This is a genomic window from Tundrisphaera macrotermitis (assembly GCF_051175315.1).
Lineage (GTDB): Bacteria > Planctomycetota > Planctomycetia > Isosphaerales > Isosphaeraceae > Tundrisphaera.
Genome location: NZ_CP195100.1, coordinates 3,772,529 through 3,789,706, shown reverse-complemented (window position 1 = coordinate 3,789,706; position 17,178 = coordinate 3,772,529). Strand labels below are relative to the sequence as shown.

14 protein-coding genes are annotated in these 17,178 nt (G+C 68.1%); 12 read left to right on the top strand and 2 right to left on the bottom strand.

What is annotated here, in order from left to right; translation table 11 throughout:
• Nucleotides 1-21: 21 nt before the first annotated feature.
• Nucleotides 22-4,293, bottom strand: a complete 4,272-nt coding sequence (locus TA3x_RS15250) for a tetratricopeptide repeat protein (protein WP_435015510.1) — start codon at nucleotides 4,291-4,293, stop codon at nucleotides 22-24.
• A 293-nt stretch (nucleotides 4,294-4,586) separates the two neighbouring features.
• On the opposite strand from TA3x_RS15250, the gene TA3x_RS15245 reads away from it, so the two are divergent.
• Nucleotides 4,587-4,928: a YnfA family protein gene (locus TA3x_RS15245; RefSeq protein WP_435015509.1), complete on the top strand. Its 342-nt coding sequence runs from the start codon at nucleotides 4,587-4,589 to the stop codon at nucleotides 4,926-4,928.
• 87 nt (nucleotides 4,929-5,015) lie between these two features.
• Nucleotides 5,016-5,846, top strand: a complete 831-nt coding sequence (locus tag TA3x_RS15240; RefSeq protein WP_435015508.1) for a methyltransferase domain-containing protein — start codon at nucleotides 5,016-5,018, stop codon at nucleotides 5,844-5,846.
• A 65-nt stretch (nucleotides 5,847-5,911) separates the two neighbouring features.
• Here the strand turns inward: TA3x_RS15240 and TA3x_RS15235 are convergent, their stop codons facing one another.
• A complete protein-coding gene (locus tag TA3x_RS15235) occupies nucleotides 5,912-6,337 on the bottom strand; it encodes a DoxX family protein (RefSeq protein ID WP_435015507.1) in 426 nt (141 codons plus the stop codon).
• Nucleotides 6,338-6,669: 332 nt separating this feature from the next.
• Here TA3x_RS15235 and thrS point away from each other — a divergent pair, with 332 nt between their 5' ends.
• The 10 genes from thrS (at nucleotide 6,670) to TA3x_RS15185 (ending at nucleotide 17,163) form a co-directional block, all read left to right on the top strand.
• Nucleotides 6,670-8,889, top strand: coding sequence for a threonine--tRNA ligase (gene thrS / locus TA3x_RS15230; RefSeq protein WP_435015506.1), 2,220 nt, complete (start codon nucleotides 6,670-6,672; stop codon nucleotides 8,887-8,889).
• Nucleotides 8,890-9,061: 172 nt separating this feature from the next.
• Nucleotides 9,062-9,553, top strand: a complete 492-nt coding sequence (gene infC, locus TA3x_RS15225; protein WP_435015505.1) for a translation initiation factor IF-3 — start codon at nucleotides 9,062-9,064, stop codon at nucleotides 9,551-9,553.
• Between the two features lie 182 nt (nucleotides 9,554-9,735).
• The gene (gene rpmI, locus TA3x_RS15220) at nucleotides 9,736-10,050 is read left to right on the top strand and encodes a 50S ribosomal protein L35 (protein WP_435015504.1); all 315 of its coding nucleotides are present in this window, start codon (nucleotides 9,736-9,738) and stop codon (nucleotides 10,048-10,050) included.
• 93 nt (nucleotides 10,051-10,143) lie between these two features.
• On the top strand, nucleotides 10,144-10,554 hold the full coding sequence (rplT, locus tag TA3x_RS15215) for a 50S ribosomal protein L20 (protein WP_435015503.1): 411 nt from the start codon (nucleotides 10,144-10,146) through the stop codon (nucleotides 10,552-10,554).
• A 165-nt stretch (nucleotides 10,555-10,719) separates the two neighbouring features.
• Nucleotides 10,720-10,929: a hypothetical protein gene (locus TA3x_RS15210; protein WP_435015502.1), complete on the top strand. Its 210-nt coding sequence runs from the start codon at nucleotides 10,720-10,722 to the stop codon at nucleotides 10,927-10,929.
• The gene (gene pheS / locus TA3x_RS15205; protein WP_435015501.1) at nucleotides 10,926-11,933 is read left to right on the top strand and encodes a phenylalanine--tRNA ligase subunit alpha; all 1,008 of its coding nucleotides are present in this window, start codon (nucleotides 10,926-10,928) and stop codon (nucleotides 11,931-11,933) included. Before TA3x_RS15210 ends, pheS begins: the two co-directional genes overlap by 4 nt.
• A 58-nt stretch (nucleotides 11,934-11,991) precedes the next feature.
• The gene (locus TA3x_RS15200; RefSeq protein ID WP_435015500.1) at nucleotides 11,992-12,228 is read left to right on the top strand and encodes a hypothetical protein; all 237 of its coding nucleotides are present in this window, start codon (nucleotides 11,992-11,994) and stop codon (nucleotides 12,226-12,228) included.
• 28 nt (nucleotides 12,229-12,256) lie between these two features.
• Entirely contained in the window at nucleotides 12,257-13,807 is a 1,551-nt protein-coding gene (locus TA3x_RS15195) for an APC family permease (RefSeq protein ID WP_435015499.1), read from the top strand.
• Between the two features lie 220 nt (nucleotides 13,808-14,027).
• Nucleotides 14,028-16,043 (top strand): phenylalanine--tRNA ligase subunit beta, encoded by a 2,016-nt coding sequence (gene pheT / locus TA3x_RS15190; RefSeq protein WP_435015498.1) that lies wholly within the window; start codon nucleotides 14,028-14,030, stop codon nucleotides 16,041-16,043.
• Nucleotides 16,044-16,155: 112 nt separating this feature from the next.
• Nucleotides 16,156-17,163 (top strand): DUF3500 domain-containing protein, encoded by a 1,008-nt coding sequence (locus tag TA3x_RS15185; RefSeq protein ID WP_435015497.1) that lies wholly within the window; start codon nucleotides 16,156-16,158, stop codon nucleotides 17,161-17,163.
• The last annotated feature ends 15 nt before the right edge of the window (nucleotides 17,164-17,178 follow it).

The window sequence follows — 17,178 nt, the reverse complement described above, 5'->3', positions numbered from 1 at the left end:
GGCCCGGCCTGCCCGATCCGATCAGGGCTGCATGACCGCGTCGAAATCGGAGCGGTCGTTGGGGTCGAGCCGCTTCGGATCGAAGTTGGCCGCCTTGACTTGATCCCGGACCTTGCGATGCTCGGCCGTCCGGCCCGCCTGGAGGTAGGCTCGGGCGAGGTGGAAGAGCGTCGTCGGGCTCGAACTCAGCTTGGCCGATTCTTCCAGGTCCTGGATCGCCTCGTCGGTCCGCTTGAGTCGGGTCAAGATGACCCCCCGGGTGTCGAGGAAGGGGGCGAGACGCCCGACGCGGCGGATCGCCTCGTCGACCAGCTTGAGCCCCTCTTCATGCTGGCCCTTCACCTCGGAGATCGTCCAGGCCTTGTTGTTCAGGAAGCCGAAGCTGGCGGGGTTGAGCTTGAGCACCTCGTCATACAGGGCCAGCTCCTCATCATAGCGCCCCTGGATATGGCGAACGGCGGCCAGTCCGATGTAGGGCACCATGTCTTTCGGCTCCTTGGTCCGGGCCATCTCGGCGATCGCGGAGATGCGATCGACGATGGCGCGATCCCCGGAATGCTTGTCCAGCAGGCTGAGGGCCGTCTCCATGGATTCGCTGACGGAGCCTGCGGCCAAGGCATCCCGGCAAGCATCCAGGGCCTCCGGGATCCGATCCAGGCCGATCAGGATCCGCGCCAGAGTCCAGCCGAGGCCGGGGAATTTGGCGGTGATTGTCCGCGCGAAGCGTTCGGTGACCTCGGGCTTTTCGAGCTGGCTCATCAGGTTCAGGAACGCGAGGCTCATGACCTGGCCATTAGGGGCCGTCTCGACTTCGGGGTAGTAGGCTTCGATCAGGGCCGCCGCATCATCGACCTTCCCGTTGGCCCGGGCTACCCAGTACTTCGAGCTGACGACCCGCGGCGAGGAAGGCTCGACCTCGACCAGCCGATCGAGCCGTTGCTGCGCCTCCGCGGGGCGTTTGGTCCGGGAGAGGGCCTCGACGGCGATCGACAGGGCGGCGGGATTGGCGACCGAGGTCTCGTCCGACGCCGGCAGGATGACGCGGACCGCCTCCTCCGGGCGGTTCACATCCAGGTAGAACTGCCCGAGTCGGACGCGGGCCTCCAGGGCGATCGGCGACGAGGCCGGGAGGTCTTCCGCCAGCGACGAGAGCAGCTTCAGGGCCTCGTCACGACGGGAGGGGTCGGGTGAGCGGCCGAGGACGGCCGCGCGGATCAGGCGGTCCTCGGGCAAATCTCCGGCGGCCGAGGCGCCGGGGGCGATCAGCTTCCAGGCTTCATCCCAACGGTCGACCCCCTTGGAGGAGACCAGGATGGCCAGCCATCGCGCCGCCCACGACGCCGTGGGGTCGAGTTTCAAAGCTTGGCGGACGATCGTTTCGGTCCTGTCGTTCTTCCCGATCCCCTCGAAGAATTCGGCCGCCGACTTGAGGGTCGTCATGTCGTCGGGGTGCTGGGCAAGCGCCGCATCGTAGAGCCTGGTGGCCTCGGGGACTTCCCCTCCCAGCCAGCGGCAGCGGGCGATCAGCAGGTCCGGGCGCTCACCCTTGTAGGTCTTCGCGGCGCGGTCGATGGTCGCCTTGACGCCCGTCTGATCTTTCTGCCCAATCTGGAAGAGGAGCAGGGCCAGCCAGGGGCCGGGCTCGTTGGGCTGGCGAACCGTCAGTTCGCGGAGCGTTTCCTGGGCCTCGAGCGGCCGGCCCAGCTCGCGGAGCAGCGAGGCCTGGGCGGATCGGAACTGGAGGCTATCCGGCTGACCCTCGACCAGCTGGGCGGCGATTTGCTCGGCCCGTTCCTTGTCGCCGAGCTTCAGCGACTCGACGGCCGAGAGCCGATCGACGACCGTCGCGCCCATCTGCTTGCGGAGTTCGGCGAGGTCGTCGTACCGCTTCAGGCGGGTGTAGAGGGCGACCAGCCGCCCGAGCGCCGAGGCTTGGGTGTTGGACTTCAAGGCCTTCTTGAATTCGCCGATGGCCTCCTCGGGGCGGAGCCGGCGTTCCAGCAAGACCCCGCGCAGGAGATGGCCGACCGGCAACAGGGGGGCGATGGTCTGCAGCCGTTCGATGATCCGATCGGCCTGGTCGAGCTGCTCGGGGGGCGTGACCTGGCCGGGCTTGGGTTCGCCCAGCAAGGCCAGGGCGCGGGCGGCCAGGCCATACGGCTCATCGTCGCCGCCGACCTTCCGGAGCGCCTCCAGGCCCAGCCGGGTGGCTTCCGCGTCGCCGGTCTGACCCAACTCGACCAGGAAGAGGCCGGGCAGCGAGTCCTCGGGCGAGAGGCTGGCCCACTCCGCATAGGCCTGGCGGGCACCATCGCGGTCGCCGAACTCGCGGAGCAGGTCGCCCCGGCCTCGGGCCAGGGCCGCGCGCTCGCGGGCCGGGAGCGTCTGGGGGGATTTGGCCAGCAGGTCCTTGGCCGCCTGGGCGTGGCCTGTCTGGATCAGGAGCCGGGCCCGGAGCATACGCAATTCGACGTGGTCGCCGGCATTCTCGGGCGACTCGGCCCGATCCAGCGTCTTGAGGGCCTCATCGAGCTTGCCTTGACGCCCCAGGCCGACGATGAGGGCCTGCCAGATCTCGGGCCGCTTCCTGGCCTCCCCTTCCGTGGCACGTGAAAGAAGGGTGATGGCCTCCTGGAGCTGATTCTTCGCAGCGAGCAAATCGGCGCGGACGCTCAGGACGGCCGGGTCATTGGGGTGGATCTTATCCGCCCGGGCGATCAATTCCTCGGGGCGTTCCCATCGCCTCTGGCCCTCGGGCAGGGACAACTGGCGATTGATGATGGCCCGGGCCAGTTCCACCAGCGAGGCGGGGTCTTCGGGGGCCATGGCGAGCCCGTGTTCCAGCTCGGCGATCGCGCCGTCCGGGTTCTGTGCCTGGATCATCGAGGCGATCGCACGCCGGGGGCCCATCGATTTGGGGGCGATCACGGCGGCCCGGCGGAACGCCGTGAGCGCCCGGGCCTCGTCGCCGATCGCGGCATAGCACCGGCCCAGGACCAGGTTCAGCTCGGCCTCCCAGGCCTGATCCACCTTGTCCCGGGCCAGTTCGAGCCCGGCGATGGCCGCGGCCGGATGGCCGGCCTTCTCCTCGAAGAAGGCGTTCAGGAGGCGGGCCATCGGCTTGGTTTTGTCGGGCTCCAGGCGAAGATACTGCTCGATCAGGGGGCGGGCCTCGGACAACCGATTGAGCTGGATCAGGATGTAGGCGAGGCGGAAGGTCAGGTCCGAATCGCTGCCCCCGACGGCCGTCAGGCCCTTGCGCCACTCGTCGATCGCTTCGTCGGGATGGAGCTCGGCGAAGTCGATCTGGCCCCGGAGGATGCGGACATTGATGCTGTCCGCCTGGGCCTTGGGGATCGCATCCAGGTGAGCGCGGGCGGCCTTCGGGTCATTGAGCCGGAGGGCATCCTGGGCCGCGATGTAGCGGACATCCGCGGAATCAGGATCCAGGGCCAGGGCCTTGGCGATCTCCTCCCGGGCCTGCGTCTCACGCTCCATCTTCAGGGCGATTTTGTGACGCGCCAGGCGGACATCGATGGAATTGGGATTGGCTTTCAACAGGGCATCCATGACCCGATCGGCGGCGGCGGGATCCTTGGTCTTGTCCGCGTAGATCCCGGCCAGAAGCAGGGCGGATGCCGTGTTCGCCGGGTCGATCGCCAGGGCCTTCTCGTACTCGGCGATCGCTTCGGGCAGCGCCTTGTCGTCGCCCGCGGAGGCCTCGCCGTCCAGGGCCATCGCCAGCAGGCGGTGGGCATCGGCATCCTTCGGGTCATCCTTGACCATGGCACGGGCCAGCGTCTCGGCGGCGCGGAACCGGAGTTCCTGGGCCTGGGTATCCTTGGTGCCGTAGGCGGCGGCCGACCGGAGCACGAGGTTGCCGTGCTCGACGTACATCTCGACGATGCGGCGGCGAGCGTCCTTGGCGTGGGGACCCGACGGGTCGAGCCGGAGGAGTTGATCGTTGACCGCGGCGGCGCCGAGGTACTGCGGGAGCGACCGCGCCGTCTTCGCCAGGAGGTCACCCTGGAGGTTCAGGGCCTCGACATCCGTGGGCCATGAGCGCAGATAATTCTCCAGGAGCCGGCTCGACAGGGCGTTGTCCCCCCTCTTGATGCTGGCCGTCGCCTGCTCCATGGCCGACTGGCGGAGTCGACGCTCCTGGAGGATGCGGATCGGCACGATCGCCAGGAGGCCGGCGAGGAGGATCCCCCCGACGATGATCAGGCCTCGGATGTTGACGCGCGTCCGAGTCGGAGCGGCCTGGGGTGTTTGTTTGGGGGATTTGGCCACTGAGGGAACTCCGTCGGCGGATGGAATAAGATCGGGTTGGGGGGGCAAGCCGAACGTTGGTCGCGCGCCATCGCTCAGTCGAGAGTAACGGTTTCCATCGTCGCTTGACAACTCATTCGGATCGAAGAATGACACCGGGTCGGTGCCGTGCCGGTCGTCCTGGAGGGGTTCCGGGATCTCGCTTCGGAACACTACGTCGCGAAGGTTCGGTGGGTGTCGGCAAATCCGCCACAATCCGATATTCGGGGAGTGGGCGGGGTTCTTGACGCCGTATTCGGGAAACTCACGCCAACATGCCGGATCACCGCCCTGCCCTCCTGGCCATCCTGCTCTTCCTCGCCGCCGGCCTCTGCGAGATCGGCGGCGGATATCTGGTCTGGGCCTGTCTTCGGGATCGCCGGTCGCCCTGGTTCGGGGTCGTCGGCGTGGCATTGTTGATCCTTTATGGCGTGATCCCGACCCTGCAACCCGCTTCCTTCGGCCGGACCTATGCCGCCTATGGGGGGGTATTCGTGGCGTTGTCCATCGCCTGGGGCTGGGCCATCGACGGGGCGAAGCCGGATCGCTACGACCTCATCGGAGGCGCGATCTGCCTGGTCGGTGTCGTGGTCATCTTCCACGCCCGTCGCGGGTGAGGCCGTGCCGGCACGCCATCTGCCAGAGGGAACGGTCGGCCCTCGATGTCTCGGGGCCGGATCGATCTCGCACCGGGAGGCTGATGCGTGGCCGAGGAAGAAGACCTGCCCGACTATGAACCGATGCTCGCCGCCTACCATCGTGCTTACGCCGTTGAGCTGAAGTCGATGATCGATGGCTTGCCGATCCGGGAAGGGGATCGGGTGCTGGAGGCCGCCTGCGGCGACGGGTCGTACACGCCCTGGCTCGCCGAACGGGTGGGGGACGGCGGGTCCGTGGTGGCCTTCGACGTGTTGCCGGCATTCCTCCGGGTGGCGAGTCGCGAGGCGGCCCGATCCGATGATGCGTCGCGGATCCGGTTCGTCACCGCATCGATCGATCGGCTCCCGTTCGCCGAGGGGAGCTTCGATGTCGCCTGGTGCGCCCAGAGCCTGTTCAGCCTTCCGGAGCCCGTGGCCTCGGTCCGCCAGCTTGCCGGGCGGGTCCGGCCGGGTGGGCTGGTCGCGGTCCTGGAGAACGATACCCTGCACCAGATCATCCTGCCCTGGCCGGTCGAGCTGGAGCTGGCGCTGCGGACCGCGGAATGGAAGTCGTTTCGCGAGGAGTCGGACCATCCCGGCAAGTTCTATGTGGGCCGACGCCTGCTGAAGGTCTTCCGCCAGGCGGGGTTGGTCGACATCCGGATCGACACGCACGCCTCGGATCGCGTCGCGCCGCTCGACGAGTCGGTACGCACATTCCTCGGCGAATACCTCGCCGACCTCGTCGAACGGGTCGGCCCTCGGCTTGATCCCGGGCATCGCAGGGCGTTGGAGAAACTTGCCGACCCGGACTCGCCCGGATCCCTGGTCAACGACCCCGACACGACCCTCACCTGCATCGACCACGTCGTCTCCGGGCGGGTCCCCGCGGCGTGATCGAAGTCGCCCGCGATTCGCAGGGTCGGCAGACCCTTCCGGGCCGGACGGTCCGGCGCACGTCGTCAGGTTGGCCGCCGGTCAGGATCGAGGTCGGGGGCCGATCGGCGGTCGCGGGTGTAGGCGTAGGCCCACAGGATCAACACCCCCTGGAACGGCAATCGGAGCAGGTGGACGAGGGGCGGCAATGCCGTCGGGATCAGGTCCTGGTGCCGATACAGGTAGATGTTGGCCGGGAAGACGGCGATCAGCAGGGCGATCAGTCCCCAGGCGGCCAGGCGAGACGTGGCCGGGATCAGGAGCATCACCCCCAGGGCGATTTCGCAAACCCCGCTGAACCAGACCAGCCAGCGAGGTTCGGGGAATGATGGCGGGATGATGCGAGCAAAGAGGTCCGTGCGGGTGAAGTGCATCACCCCGGACGTCAGGAATAACGCCGCGAACAGGAGCTTGGCGGCGACCCTGCCCACCCTCGCGAGTTCCCGGGCCATGAGCGTCTCCTCGTTGCGGCGGATGAACCTGAGCGGGGACCGTCCGGTCGGCCCATTGTACGGGCCCGGCCCCGGAAACCGATGGGCAATATCCGGGCAGGCCCGCCACCGAATCCCGATGGGGCGCCAGTGAGCCGACGGGCCATCCACCCCGATCGAGGTCCCGGGGCGGTCGCGAGCTTGGCAACGACCGGGTGCCGGGGGTACGCTGTGGGCCGGAACCCAGACACCGCGAGCGATCGGCGGGCGGTCCCGCACCGGCATCGTGAGCCGGGGGGGACGGCCCGCGCCGGTCGGCATCGCTTGGCCGAGCGATCGGCCGGACGGATACGATGGTCCAGATCAAGCTGCCGGACGGGTCGGTCAAGGAATATCCCGAGGGCGTCCGCCCGCGTGAGATCGCCGAGGGGATCGGCAAGAGGCTCGCCGACGCGGCGGTCGCCGCCGTGGCCGACGGCCAGATCGTCGACCTCGAACGGCCCCTGGAAGTCGAGGACGGGGCCGCCATCGAGCTGAAGCTCTTGACCAACAAGGACCGCGAGGCGCTCGACGTCCTGCGGCACTCGACGGCGCACATCATGGCCCGGGCCATCCTCCGGCTCCACCCGGGTGCCCAGCTCGCCTTCGGCCCGACCACCGGCACCGGCTTCTATTACGACGTCGACCTGCCCGATCGGCCCCTGTCCGAGGACGACTTCCCGGCCATCGAGGCCGAAATGGCGAAGTTGACCAAGGAGGCCGAGCCGTTCGAGCGGTTCAGCCTGCCCGCCGACGAGGCCCGCCAGTTCGTCCTGGATCTCGGCCAGGGCTACAAGGTCGAGCACATCGACGACGAGCTGCACAAGTTCGGCGTGCTCAGCTTCTACCGCCAGGGGGAGTTCGTCGACCTCTGCCGGGGCCCGCACATCCCCCACGCCGGCAAGGTCGGGGCGTTCAAGCTCCTGTCGATCGCCGGGTCGTACTGGAAGGCCCACACCGACCGCAAGATGCTCCAGCGCGTCTACGGCACCGCCTTCTTCGACAAGAAGGATCTCGACGCCCACCTCGCCCAGATCGAGGAGGCCAAGAAGCGCGACCACCGGCGGCTCGGCAAGGAACTCGGCCTGTTCACGATCTCGCAGATGGTCGGCTCCGGCCTGATCCTCTGGATGCCCAAGGGGGCGATCGTCCGGGGGCTTTTGGAGAACTTCCTTAAGGACGAGCTGATCAAGCTCGGCTACCAGCCGGTCTACACCCCGCACATCGGCAAGATCGAGCTTTACCAGACCAGCGGCCACTATCCCTACTACAAAGACTCCCAGTTCCCGCCGATCCGGATGCTATCCGACGCCGCCATGGCGCTCGTCGACGGGCTGGAAAAGGGGACCGTCGACGACGCCGCCCAGAAAAAGCTGCTCAAGGATGCCGGCATCCCCGAGGCGATGCCCAAGCTTGCCGCCGACGACGGCAGCGAGGTCCACGCCAAGCTCGGCGAGTCCTACTGGTCGCTCGACCCGGCGCAGCGGGTCAAGTACGTGTCTGACCTCGGCGTGAGCGAGGAGTACCTCCTCAAGCCGATGAACTGCCCCCACCACATCCAGATCTTCGCCGCCCAGCCCCGGAGCTATCGCGACCTCCCGGTGCGCCTGGCCGAGTTCGGGACGGTCTACCGCTACGAGCAGTCGGGCGAGCTGTCGGGCCTGACCCGCGTGCGCGGGTTCACCCAGGACGATGCCCACCTGTTCTGCACCCAGGAGCAGGTCCGCGGCGAGTTCCGCAAGACCATGGAACTGACCCGGTCGGTCCTGGAAAGCCTGGGGCTGAACGACTACCGCCTCCGCCTGAGCAAGAGCGATCCCGAAGACCCCAAGTACCAGGGGGCGGCCGGGGCGACCTGGCAGAAGGCCGAGGCCGACATCCGCGCCGTGCTCGACGAGATGGGGCTGCCCTACGACGAGGCCCCCGGCGAGGCGGCCTTCTACGGCCCGAAGGCGGACTTCGTGGTCCGGGACTGCATCGGCCGCCAGTGGCAGCTGGGGACCGTCCAGCTCGACTACGTCCTGCCCGAGCGGTTCGGCCTCCACTACACCGGGGCGGACAACCTCCCGCACCCGCCGGTCATGATCCATCGCGCCCCGTTCGGGAGCATGGAGCGATTCATGGGGATCCTGATCGAGCACTTCGCCGGAGCGTTCCCGCTCTGGCTGGCGCCCGAGCAGGTCCGCGTCCTGCCGATCTCCGACAAGACGCTCGACTACGCCCGCGAGGTCGTCGCCGAGTTGCAGGCCGCCGGCCTCCGCGCCGGGCTCGACTCGCGGTCGGAGAAGGTGGGGGCCAAGATCCGCGACGCCCAGCTGGAGAAGATCCCGGTCATGCTGGTGGTCGGCGGCAAGGAGGCGGAGGCCCGCCTGGTCTCCTACCGCGACCGCGTGGACGGCGACCGGGGGGCCCTGCCCCTGGCCGAGGCCATCGCTCAGCTCAAGGCCGAGTCGGACTCCCGGACGATCCGCCAGGTGGCCGCGGCTCTCCCGGCAGCCCCACCGGAAGAGTCGGCCGAGAAACACGCCTATTGACAGGCGCCCCGCCACAATGTAATGCTTTGGAGTGCCAGGGAACCACGGAAGGCCCGCCGCGGGGCGGACGCCGTGGTGAGACGGGGAGGTCCCTCCTGGAGAGCCTCCCCGGTCCCGATGAGGCCCAACCACCCGTCCCGCCGGGGAGGACGCTATCGACCGGAATCTCAGGGTGAACGAGCAGATCCGCATCTCACCCGTGCGGGTCATCAACACCGAAGGCGAGCTGCTTGGGGTGATGCCGACCGGCAAGGCGATGGAGTCGGCCCGAGAGGCCGGCCTCGACCTCGTCGAGGTCGCGCCCAACGAACGGCCGCCCGTCTGCAAGATCATGGACTTCGGCAAGTTCAAGTACTCGCAGAAGAAGCGGGCCTCCAAGCAGAAGCAGCACCAGGTGCAGGTGAAAGAGATTCGCGTCCGGCCCAAGACCGGAGACCACGATATCGAGGTCAAGGTCAAGCGGGCCCGCGAATTCCTCGAAGGCAAAGACAAGGTCCTCGTCAACGTCCTCTTCCGGGGACGCGAGCTGGCGCACATCGATGAAGGCCGCAAGGTCATGAACGAAGTGCTCCAGGCCCTCGACGATGTCGCGAAGATCGAGAAGAACCCGTCGATGGAAGGCAAGCGGATGACGGCGATCATCGCCCCCCGCGTTTCTTCCTGAATTCGACACCCCGATCCATCGTCGGATCCCGACATTTTCCGGGATGATGCCGGCCCCGGGCGGATTGCCCTTGGCGAGGGCCGGCGTCATCTGCTACACTCTCCGCCTCGGCCGATTCGGAAGGCCCGCGTGTCGGGCCCGCGCCCGGCCCTCACACATGCTCCGCGAGGCTCCGAGCGACCATGCCCAAGCTGAAGACCCACAAAGGGATGAAGAAGCGGTTCAAGGTTTCGGCCACCGGCAAGGTCAGCCACAAGCGCTGCGGGTCGTCTCACTTGAACAGCCACAAGAGCGGCAAGCAGATCCGCCGGCTGCGCAAGAAGTCGTACCTGAAAGTCGAGGCCGAGGCCAAGCGGATTCGCCGCGTCCTCCAGACCCGCGAAGGGGACAACCCCGTCGTGGTCGAGGCCGACCAGCTGGCCGCCGCGGAAGCCGGCGCCACGTCGATCGCCGCCGAGGCCGCGGTCAACCCGGCCACCCTGCCCTCGCAGGCCTGAACCACGCAGCCTTGAGCTATCATCTTCCCCGACCCCGGGGCCTGACCGCCCCGGATCGGGCGTCCCGAAGCCATCTTTTGCCGAGACATATCGATGCGTGCAACGAAGGGCGCGGCCCGTAACAAGGCGAAAAAGCGTCTGTTTCGCAAGGTCGAAGGGTTTGTCGGCGGCCGTCGCCGCCTGCTCCGCACGGCCAAGGAAACCCTGCTCCGCGCCGGGATGTTCGCATTCCGCGACCGCCGGGCCAAGAAGCGCGATTTCCGCCGCCTGTTCATCATCCGCCTGAGCGCCGCCGCCGAGATGCGCGGCCTCCGCTACAGCCGGCTCGTCCACGGCCTCAAGCTCGCCGAGATCAAGCTCGACCGCAAGAGCCTCTCGGAGCTGGCCATCCACGATCCCGAGACCTTCGACGCCATCGTCTCGCTGGCCCGCGCCGAGCTGGACAAGCACGACGCGGCCGTCGCCGAGCGGAACCGGGCCAAGGTCAAGGCCAAGTCGGCCTGACCGATCCGATCGCCGAAGCTGCCATGCGAAAGCCGTGGACGTTGGCCGTTCCTGCCCGGGGCGGCCGAGTTCGCGGCTTGCTCGCCATTCGGTCCGCCCGAATCCGAGCACCCCGACTGGTGGGAGTTCGAGATTCGATCGTCTCGGTGATGCGAGGTCTGCTCGATGAGCTGCGCGGATCACTATTCCGGGTTTGGGTGGATCAAGGTCAAGCGATCCATCGAAGCGTCCGAAGCCTCCTGCGAGGAACGTCTCGCCGCACTGGAAGCCCACCATCGCAAGGAGACCGACTTCCTGATCCGGGAAGTCCGCGAGCTCGCAGCGGAGGTGGATCGACTCGCGGCCGTCAGCCATCAAGGTCCGAGTACTTCATGAGCCAGCCCGAACCGTTGGATGTTGCCCTGGCGGACCTCGACGCCCTGGAAGCCGCCGGGCAAGAGGCGTTTGCCCAAGCCCGCGATCCCGAGGCCATCGAGGCGGCGCGGATCGAGTTCCTGGGTCAGAAGCAGGGGCGTTTGAAGTCGGCCCAGGAGCGGCTCAAGACCCTCCCTCCCGACGGGAAAAAGGCCTTCGGCCAGCGGTTCAACGCCGCCAAGAAGTCGATCGAGGCCGCCCTGGAGGCGGCGCGAGAACGCGGCGGCCGGCCCGATGTCGCGGTCGATGCGATCGACGTGAGCCTGCCCGGCCATCGGCCGAGGATCGGCCATCGCCACCCGCTGACGCAGACCGCCGACGAACTGATCGACCTGTTCGGCCGCTTCGGCTTCGCCGTGGCCCGTGGCCCTGAGGTCGAGGACGTCCACCACAACTTCGACGCCCTGAACATCTCGGCCAGCCACCCGGCCCGGGACCCGCTCGACAACTTCTACCTCTCCGACGCGACCATGCTCCGCAGCCAGACCAGCACCGTGCAGGTGCGGGTCATGGAGAATCAGCCGCCGCCGGTGCGGGTAATCGCCATCGGCCGGGTGTATCGGCCCGACACGGTGGATGCCACCCACTCGTTCATGTTCCATCAGATCGAAGGATTGATGGTGGACAAGGGCGTGACGATGGCGGATCTGAAGACGGTCCTCCGCCTGTTCGCCCGGAGCTATCTGGGCGAGGACGTGAAGATCCGCTTCCGGCCGTCCTTCTTCCCGTTCACCGAACCGAGCGTCGAGGTCGACATGCTCTGGCATGGCGGCGACCGCTGGGTTGAAATGGGGGGAGCCGGGATGGTCGATCCCAACGTCTTCCGGGCCGTGGGGTATGATCCCGATGAGGTTTCCGGTTTCGCATTCGGCCTGGGGATCGAGCGGTTGTGCATGAGACGGCACGGGGTCGACGACATCCGCCTGCTGTATCAGAACGACGCGCGATTCCTGGGCCAGTTCTGACGGGCCGGCCGGGCCGCCTTCCTCTCCCCTCCCAACGAACCCAAGCGAGCATCACCCCATGGCCACGGAGCAGAGTCGGGTCATCGTGACGACCGGGGCCACGGCCCACGCCACCCTGATTCACCATCGCGACTTCCCGGAGATCCGCGGCGAGGGTGAGTCCCCCTCGGCCGCCGCCGAGAATCTCGCCAACCACCTGACCCGGGCCCTGGACAGCGCCCTGACCAAGTGGCGTCGCGATGCGATCCAGCAGGCCATCGACGAGGTCCGCGCCTTCGCCGCCGAGAACGCCTGACGCCCCACCGACCCGGAGCCCCGCACCCATGCCCGACCCCGAGCCGTCGTCGTCCTCCGCCCCCGACCTGATCCGCGCGTTGGGACGAGTCGACGCCACGATGATCGTCATGGGGTCGATGATCGGGTCGGGGATCTTCATCACTTCGGCCGAATCGGCCCGACTGGTCGGGGCCCCGGGCTGGCTCCTGGTCGCCTGGGCGGTCGCCGGGCTGCTCACGATCGCCGGCGCCCTCTGCTCGGCCGAGGTCGCATCGATGATGCCCCGCGCCGGCGGGCAGTATGTCTTCCTCCGCGAGGCGTATGGGCCTTCGATCGGCTTCATGTTCGGCTGGGCGACGTTCCTGGTCGTCCAGACCGGGACGATCGCGGCGGTGGCCGTGGCCTTCGCCAAGTTCCTCGGCGTCTTCGCCCCCGGCGTCTCGGACACGCATTATCTGATCCCGCCGGTCCACCTGGGACGCCTGGGCTACGCCCTCAGCCTATCGACCCAGCAATGCGTCGCGGTCGCGCTGATCGCCGGACTGACGCTGCTCAACACGCGGGGCTTGCGTGCCGGCAAGCTGATCCAGAACACATTCACGTTCGCCAAGACCGCCGCGCTGATCGGTCTCATCGCCGTCGGCCTTTTCTTCGGGGCGAATCGCGACTCCGCGGCCTGGACGGCGGCGTGGTGGGATTCGGCGGCCAACGGGTGGAGCCTGGCCACCTCGCAGGAAGGCTTGAGTGCAACCGGCGGGCTGGGGTTCGCCCTCGTGCTGGGCAAGGCGATGATCGGCCCGCTGTTCTCCCAGACCGCCTGGAACAGCGTCACGTTCACGGGCGGCGAGGTCCGCGAGCCGGGCAAGACCCTGCCGTTCGCCCTGGTGATCGGCTGCGGGACGGTCATCCTGCTGTACATGCTCGCCAACCTCGCCTATCTCGTCTCCTTGCCGTTCGACCAGATCCAGCACGCCGAGAAGGATCGAGTGGGGACCGCCGTGATGCGGGCCGTGCTGGGCACGGGCGGAGTTTATGCGATGGCGGCGGCGATCATGGTTTCGACCTTCGGCTGCGTGAACGGTCTGGTCCTCTCCGGCGCCCGGGTCTTCTACGCGATGGCCCGCGACGGGCTGTTCTTCCGCAAGGTCGGCACCACCAATGCGCACCATGTCCCGGCGGTTGCGCTGCTGGCTCAGGGGGCCTGGGCCATCTTCCTGGTCCTTCCGGTCACGGTTTCGGTCGATGCGGCCACCGGCCGGCCGGGCTACGGGAACACCTACTCCGACCTGCTCCAGTTCCTCGCCCCGGTCGACCTCTCGTTCTACATGCTGATGGTCGGCACCTGCCTGGTCTTCCGCCTCAAGCGGCCCGACGCCGAGCGTCCTTACCGCACGTTCGCCTACCCGCTGCCCCTGGTGTTCTACCTGGGCGTGGCCGGGCTGCTGGTGGCGGACTTCATCTACCTGGAGCCCCGCACCGCGGGCATCGGCTATGCCATCGCCCTGATCGGCATCCCCGTCTATTGGCTCCGAAATCGATTCATGAAGGATCGGCCGATCGGCGATCCAGGGCTCAGCGCCTCGGCCGATGATCGCTAATCGACTCATCCGGCCGGCCTATCCCGGATCGTCGGGACGGGTCTTCGGGATTTCGGCCCGAAAAAGGGTTATGATCTCCTGACGAACTTTTCTCCATTCGCCCACGATCGGGCGACCCTCGCGACGGCCGGCGAGTGGGCCCTGATGCGGCCGCCTGTTCACACACCCGGGTCACGGCACAACCTCCTGGGATCGGGCTTCAGACGGGAAGACACGCGCGATGATCGTTAGCTGGAACTGGTTGACGGACTACCTGAAGCTCGACATGCCGGACGAGGTCCTGACGGAGCGACTCGCCCTGGCGGGGCTGAATCACGAGTCGACCGAGGAGGTGGGGGGCGACCTCGCCATCGACCTCGAAGTGACCAGCAACCGGCCCGATTGCCTGGGCCATCTGGGCGTGGCCCGCGAGATCGGCGTCCTGTTCGACCGCCGGGTGACGATGCCCGACCCCCGGCCGAAGACCTCCGGCGCGGGCGTCGACACCCTGGCGAAGATCGCCATCGAGGACGCCGGCCTCTGCTCCCGATTCACGGGCCGGGTCATCACCGGCGTGAAGGTCGGCGAGAGCCCCTGGTGGCTCCGCAAGCGGCTGGAGACCCTGGGCGTCCGCCCGATCAGCAACGTGGTCGATGCCACGAACTATGTCATGTTCGAATGCGGCCAGCCGCTCCACGCCTACGACCTCGCCAAGGTTGAAGGCCGGTCCCTGGTCGCCCGCCGCGCCCGCAAGGGGGAGATCCTGAAGGCGATCAACGGCAAGGGCTACGACCTCACGCCCGAGATGCTGGTGATCGCCGACGCGGCCCGGCCGGTCGGGCTGGCCGGGGTCATGGGCGGGCTTGAGACCGAGATCGGCGACGGGACCACCGAGATCCTGATCGAGGCCGCCCGGTTCGATGCCATGTCGGTCCGCCGGACCTCGCGGGCCCTGGCGTTGTTCAGCCCGTCGAGCTATCGGTTCGAGCGGCCCTTGGATCCGGAAACCGTCGACTGGGCGAGCCGCCGCTGCGCCGAGATCATCCTCAACACGGCGGGCGGGACGCTGCACTCGGGCGTCATCGACGTCGGATCGACGTCCGTCGAGCGTCCGGCGGTGACCCTCCGCCTCGACCAGATCGCCCGCATCCTCGGGATCACGATCGACCCGGCCGAGGTCTCGCGGATCCTGCTCTCCCTGGGGCTGACCCACGAAGGCGGGCCGCCCGAGGCGCCCCGGTTCGCCCCGCCGACCTGGCGGAGCGACCTGGAACGCGAGATCGACCTGATCGAGGAGGTCGCGCGGATCCACGGCTACGAGAACATCCCGGAGGATCGCCCGGTCCCGCTCGCCAGTTCCCCCCGGCTTCCCCGAGAGCGGGTCGAGGGGGAGATCCGGTCGCTCTTGACCGGACTCGGCTTCGATGAGGCGGTGACCTACAGCCTGGTCTCCGATGACCTGGCCGCCCCGCTGGCCGCCAAGCCGGCGATGGCCTCGATCCACGTCGATCATTCGAGCCGGAAACGCGAGAATGCACTCCGGCAAAGCCTGGTGCCGAGCCTGCTGGCGGCCCGGAAGCACAACGAATCGCACGGCAACGGGGATGTCGACCTGTTCGAGATCGCCAACGTCTACCTGCCCCGGGCCGACTCGGCCATCCCGGACCAGCCGGCGAAGCTGGCGATCGTCGCGGGCCGCGACTACTACGGGCTCAAGGGGGTGGTGGAAGCCCTGATGGCCCGGCTCCACGTCGCGGGCACGTTCCAGGTGCGGGCCGCCTCGATCCCGGGCCTGATGCCGGGTCGGGCCGCCGCCATGTGGCTCGACGACCTCCCGCTGGGGGTCATCGGCGAGGTCGACCGCAAGCATTACGCCCCGATCGACCTGCGGGGCGCCTGCGTCGCGGCCGAGCTGGACCTGGCGGCGCTGATCGATCGGGCGGTGCTGATCCCCCAGAACCGCCCCGTGCCCCCGTTCCCGGTCGTCGCCCGCGACCTCAGCCTGGTCGTGCCCCGGGCCCTGCCCTGGTCCGACCTGGCCGGCGTGGTGGGCCATGCCGGCGGCTCGACGCTGGAGGCGATCGTCTACCTGGATTCGTTCCGGGGCGGGAACCTGCCCGAGGATCGCCAGAGCCTCCACTTCGGCCTCCGGTTCCGCCACCCCGAGCGGACCCTCACCGGCGACGAGGTCGAGCAGTCGGTGCGCTCGATCGTCGATGCCTGCGCCTCGCGGTTCGAGGCGACCCTGCGATCCTGATCTTGGGAAGCACTCTTGCGCGAAGGGGGCCAACCCTGGCCTCGGGGCGGTCGTTCGGATAGGCTGCGAGCATCCGCCGACCGATACCGACCTTCCCGCCGGAGTGCCCCGCATGCGCCGTCTCGCCTTATGGTTCGCCGTTTCCAGCAGCATCCTCGCGCCGGGCCTCGCGCGGGCCGACGAGACCGGGTCGAACATGGCCGAGGCCGCGCGACGGTTCCTGGGCACGCTGGACGACAAGCAAAGGGCCCAGGCCAGCTTCCCGTTCGATAGCCCCGAGCGGACCAACTGGCACTGGATCCCCCGCCCCCGCAACGGCGTGCCGATCAAGGAACTCGGGCCCGACGAGCGCTCGGTGGCCTTCGGTCTGATCGCCACCGGGCTGTCGACGAAGGGGTTCCTCAAGGCCACCACGATCATGAGCTACGAGGAGCTCCTCCGGGTCGAGGAGAAGGGGACCGGCCCGGTCCGCGACTCCGAGCTGTATTATCTCAGCGTGTTCGGCACCCCCGAAGATCGGGGCGAATGGGGCTGGCGGGTCGAGGGGCATCACCTCGCCCTCAACTTCACCCTCCGCCACGGCAAGGTCGTCTCGGCCACCCCGTTCATGTTCGGGTCGAACCCCGCCGAGGTCCCCTCCGGCCCGCGTAAGGGGCTGCGGAACCTCGCCGAGATCCAGGACCCGGCGTATGCCCTGCTGCAGACCCTGACCCCCGAGCAGCGCAAGACGGCCCTGGTGGCGGCCGTGGCCCCGGAGGTCACCGTCACGCCGAACCCGGCCCAGGCCCTGCTGATCACGCCGCAGGGGATCATCTCCGACGACCTCAAGCCCGAGCAGGTTGCCCTGCTGCACAAGGTCATCGAGGCGTACTACGTGAATTTCCCCGAACCGATTCGGTCCGATCTACAGGCCCAGTTCCGCCAGGGCCAGTCTCCCCTCTACTTCGCCTGGTATGGCCCGGCCGACACGATGCAGAACCACGCCTTCCACATCCAGGGGCCGACCCTGTACATCGACTTCAACGACACCCAGAACGGCGTGAACCACATCCACACGTTCTACCGCAGCCTGCTCGGCGACTTCGGCGCATCGACTGCCGCCGCCTCGGCTTCGCACTGATCCGGGGATAGTCGG

Excerpts from the sequence above, each read along its gene's own strand:
- TA3x_RS15195 (WP_435015499.1), top strand. The coding sequence starts at position 12,257 with ATGCCCGACCCCGAGCCGTCGTCGTCCTCCGCCCCCGACCTGATCCGC.
- pheS (WP_435015501.1), top strand. The coding sequence starts at position 10,926 with ATGAGCCAGCCCGAACCGTTGGATGTTGCCCTGGCGGACCTCGACGCC.
- rpmI (WP_435015504.1), top strand. The coding sequence starts at position 9,736 with ATGCCCAAGCTGAAGACCCACAAAGGGATGAAGAAGCGGTTCAAGGTT.
- rplT (WP_435015503.1), top strand. The coding sequence starts at position 10,144 with ATGCGTGCAACGAAGGGCGCGGCCCGTAACAAGGCGAAAAAGCGTCTG.
- TA3x_RS15185 (WP_435015497.1), top strand. The coding sequence starts at position 16,156 with ATGCGCCGTCTCGCCTTATGGTTCGCCGTTTCCAGCAGCATCCTCGCG.
- TA3x_RS15245 (WP_435015509.1), top strand. The coding sequence starts at position 4,587 with ATGCCGGATCACCGCCCTGCCCTCCTGGCCATCCTGCTCTTCCTCGCC.
- thrS (WP_435015506.1), top strand. The coding sequence starts at position 6,670 with ATGGTCCAGATCAAGCTGCCGGACGGGTCGGTCAAGGAATATCCCGAG.
- TA3x_RS15235 (WP_435015507.1), bottom strand. The coding sequence starts at position 6,337 with ATGGCCCGGGAACTCGCGAGGGTGGGCAGGGTCGCCGCCAAGCTCCTG.
- TA3x_RS15210 (WP_435015502.1), top strand. The coding sequence starts at position 10,720 with ATGAGCTGCGCGGATCACTATTCCGGGTTTGGGTGGATCAAGGTCAAG.
- TA3x_RS15200 (WP_435015500.1), top strand. The coding sequence starts at position 11,992 with ATGGCCACGGAGCAGAGTCGGGTCATCGTGACGACCGGGGCCACGGCC.
- pheT (WP_435015498.1), top strand. The coding sequence starts at position 14,028 with ATGATCGTTAGCTGGAACTGGTTGACGGACTACCTGAAGCTCGACATG.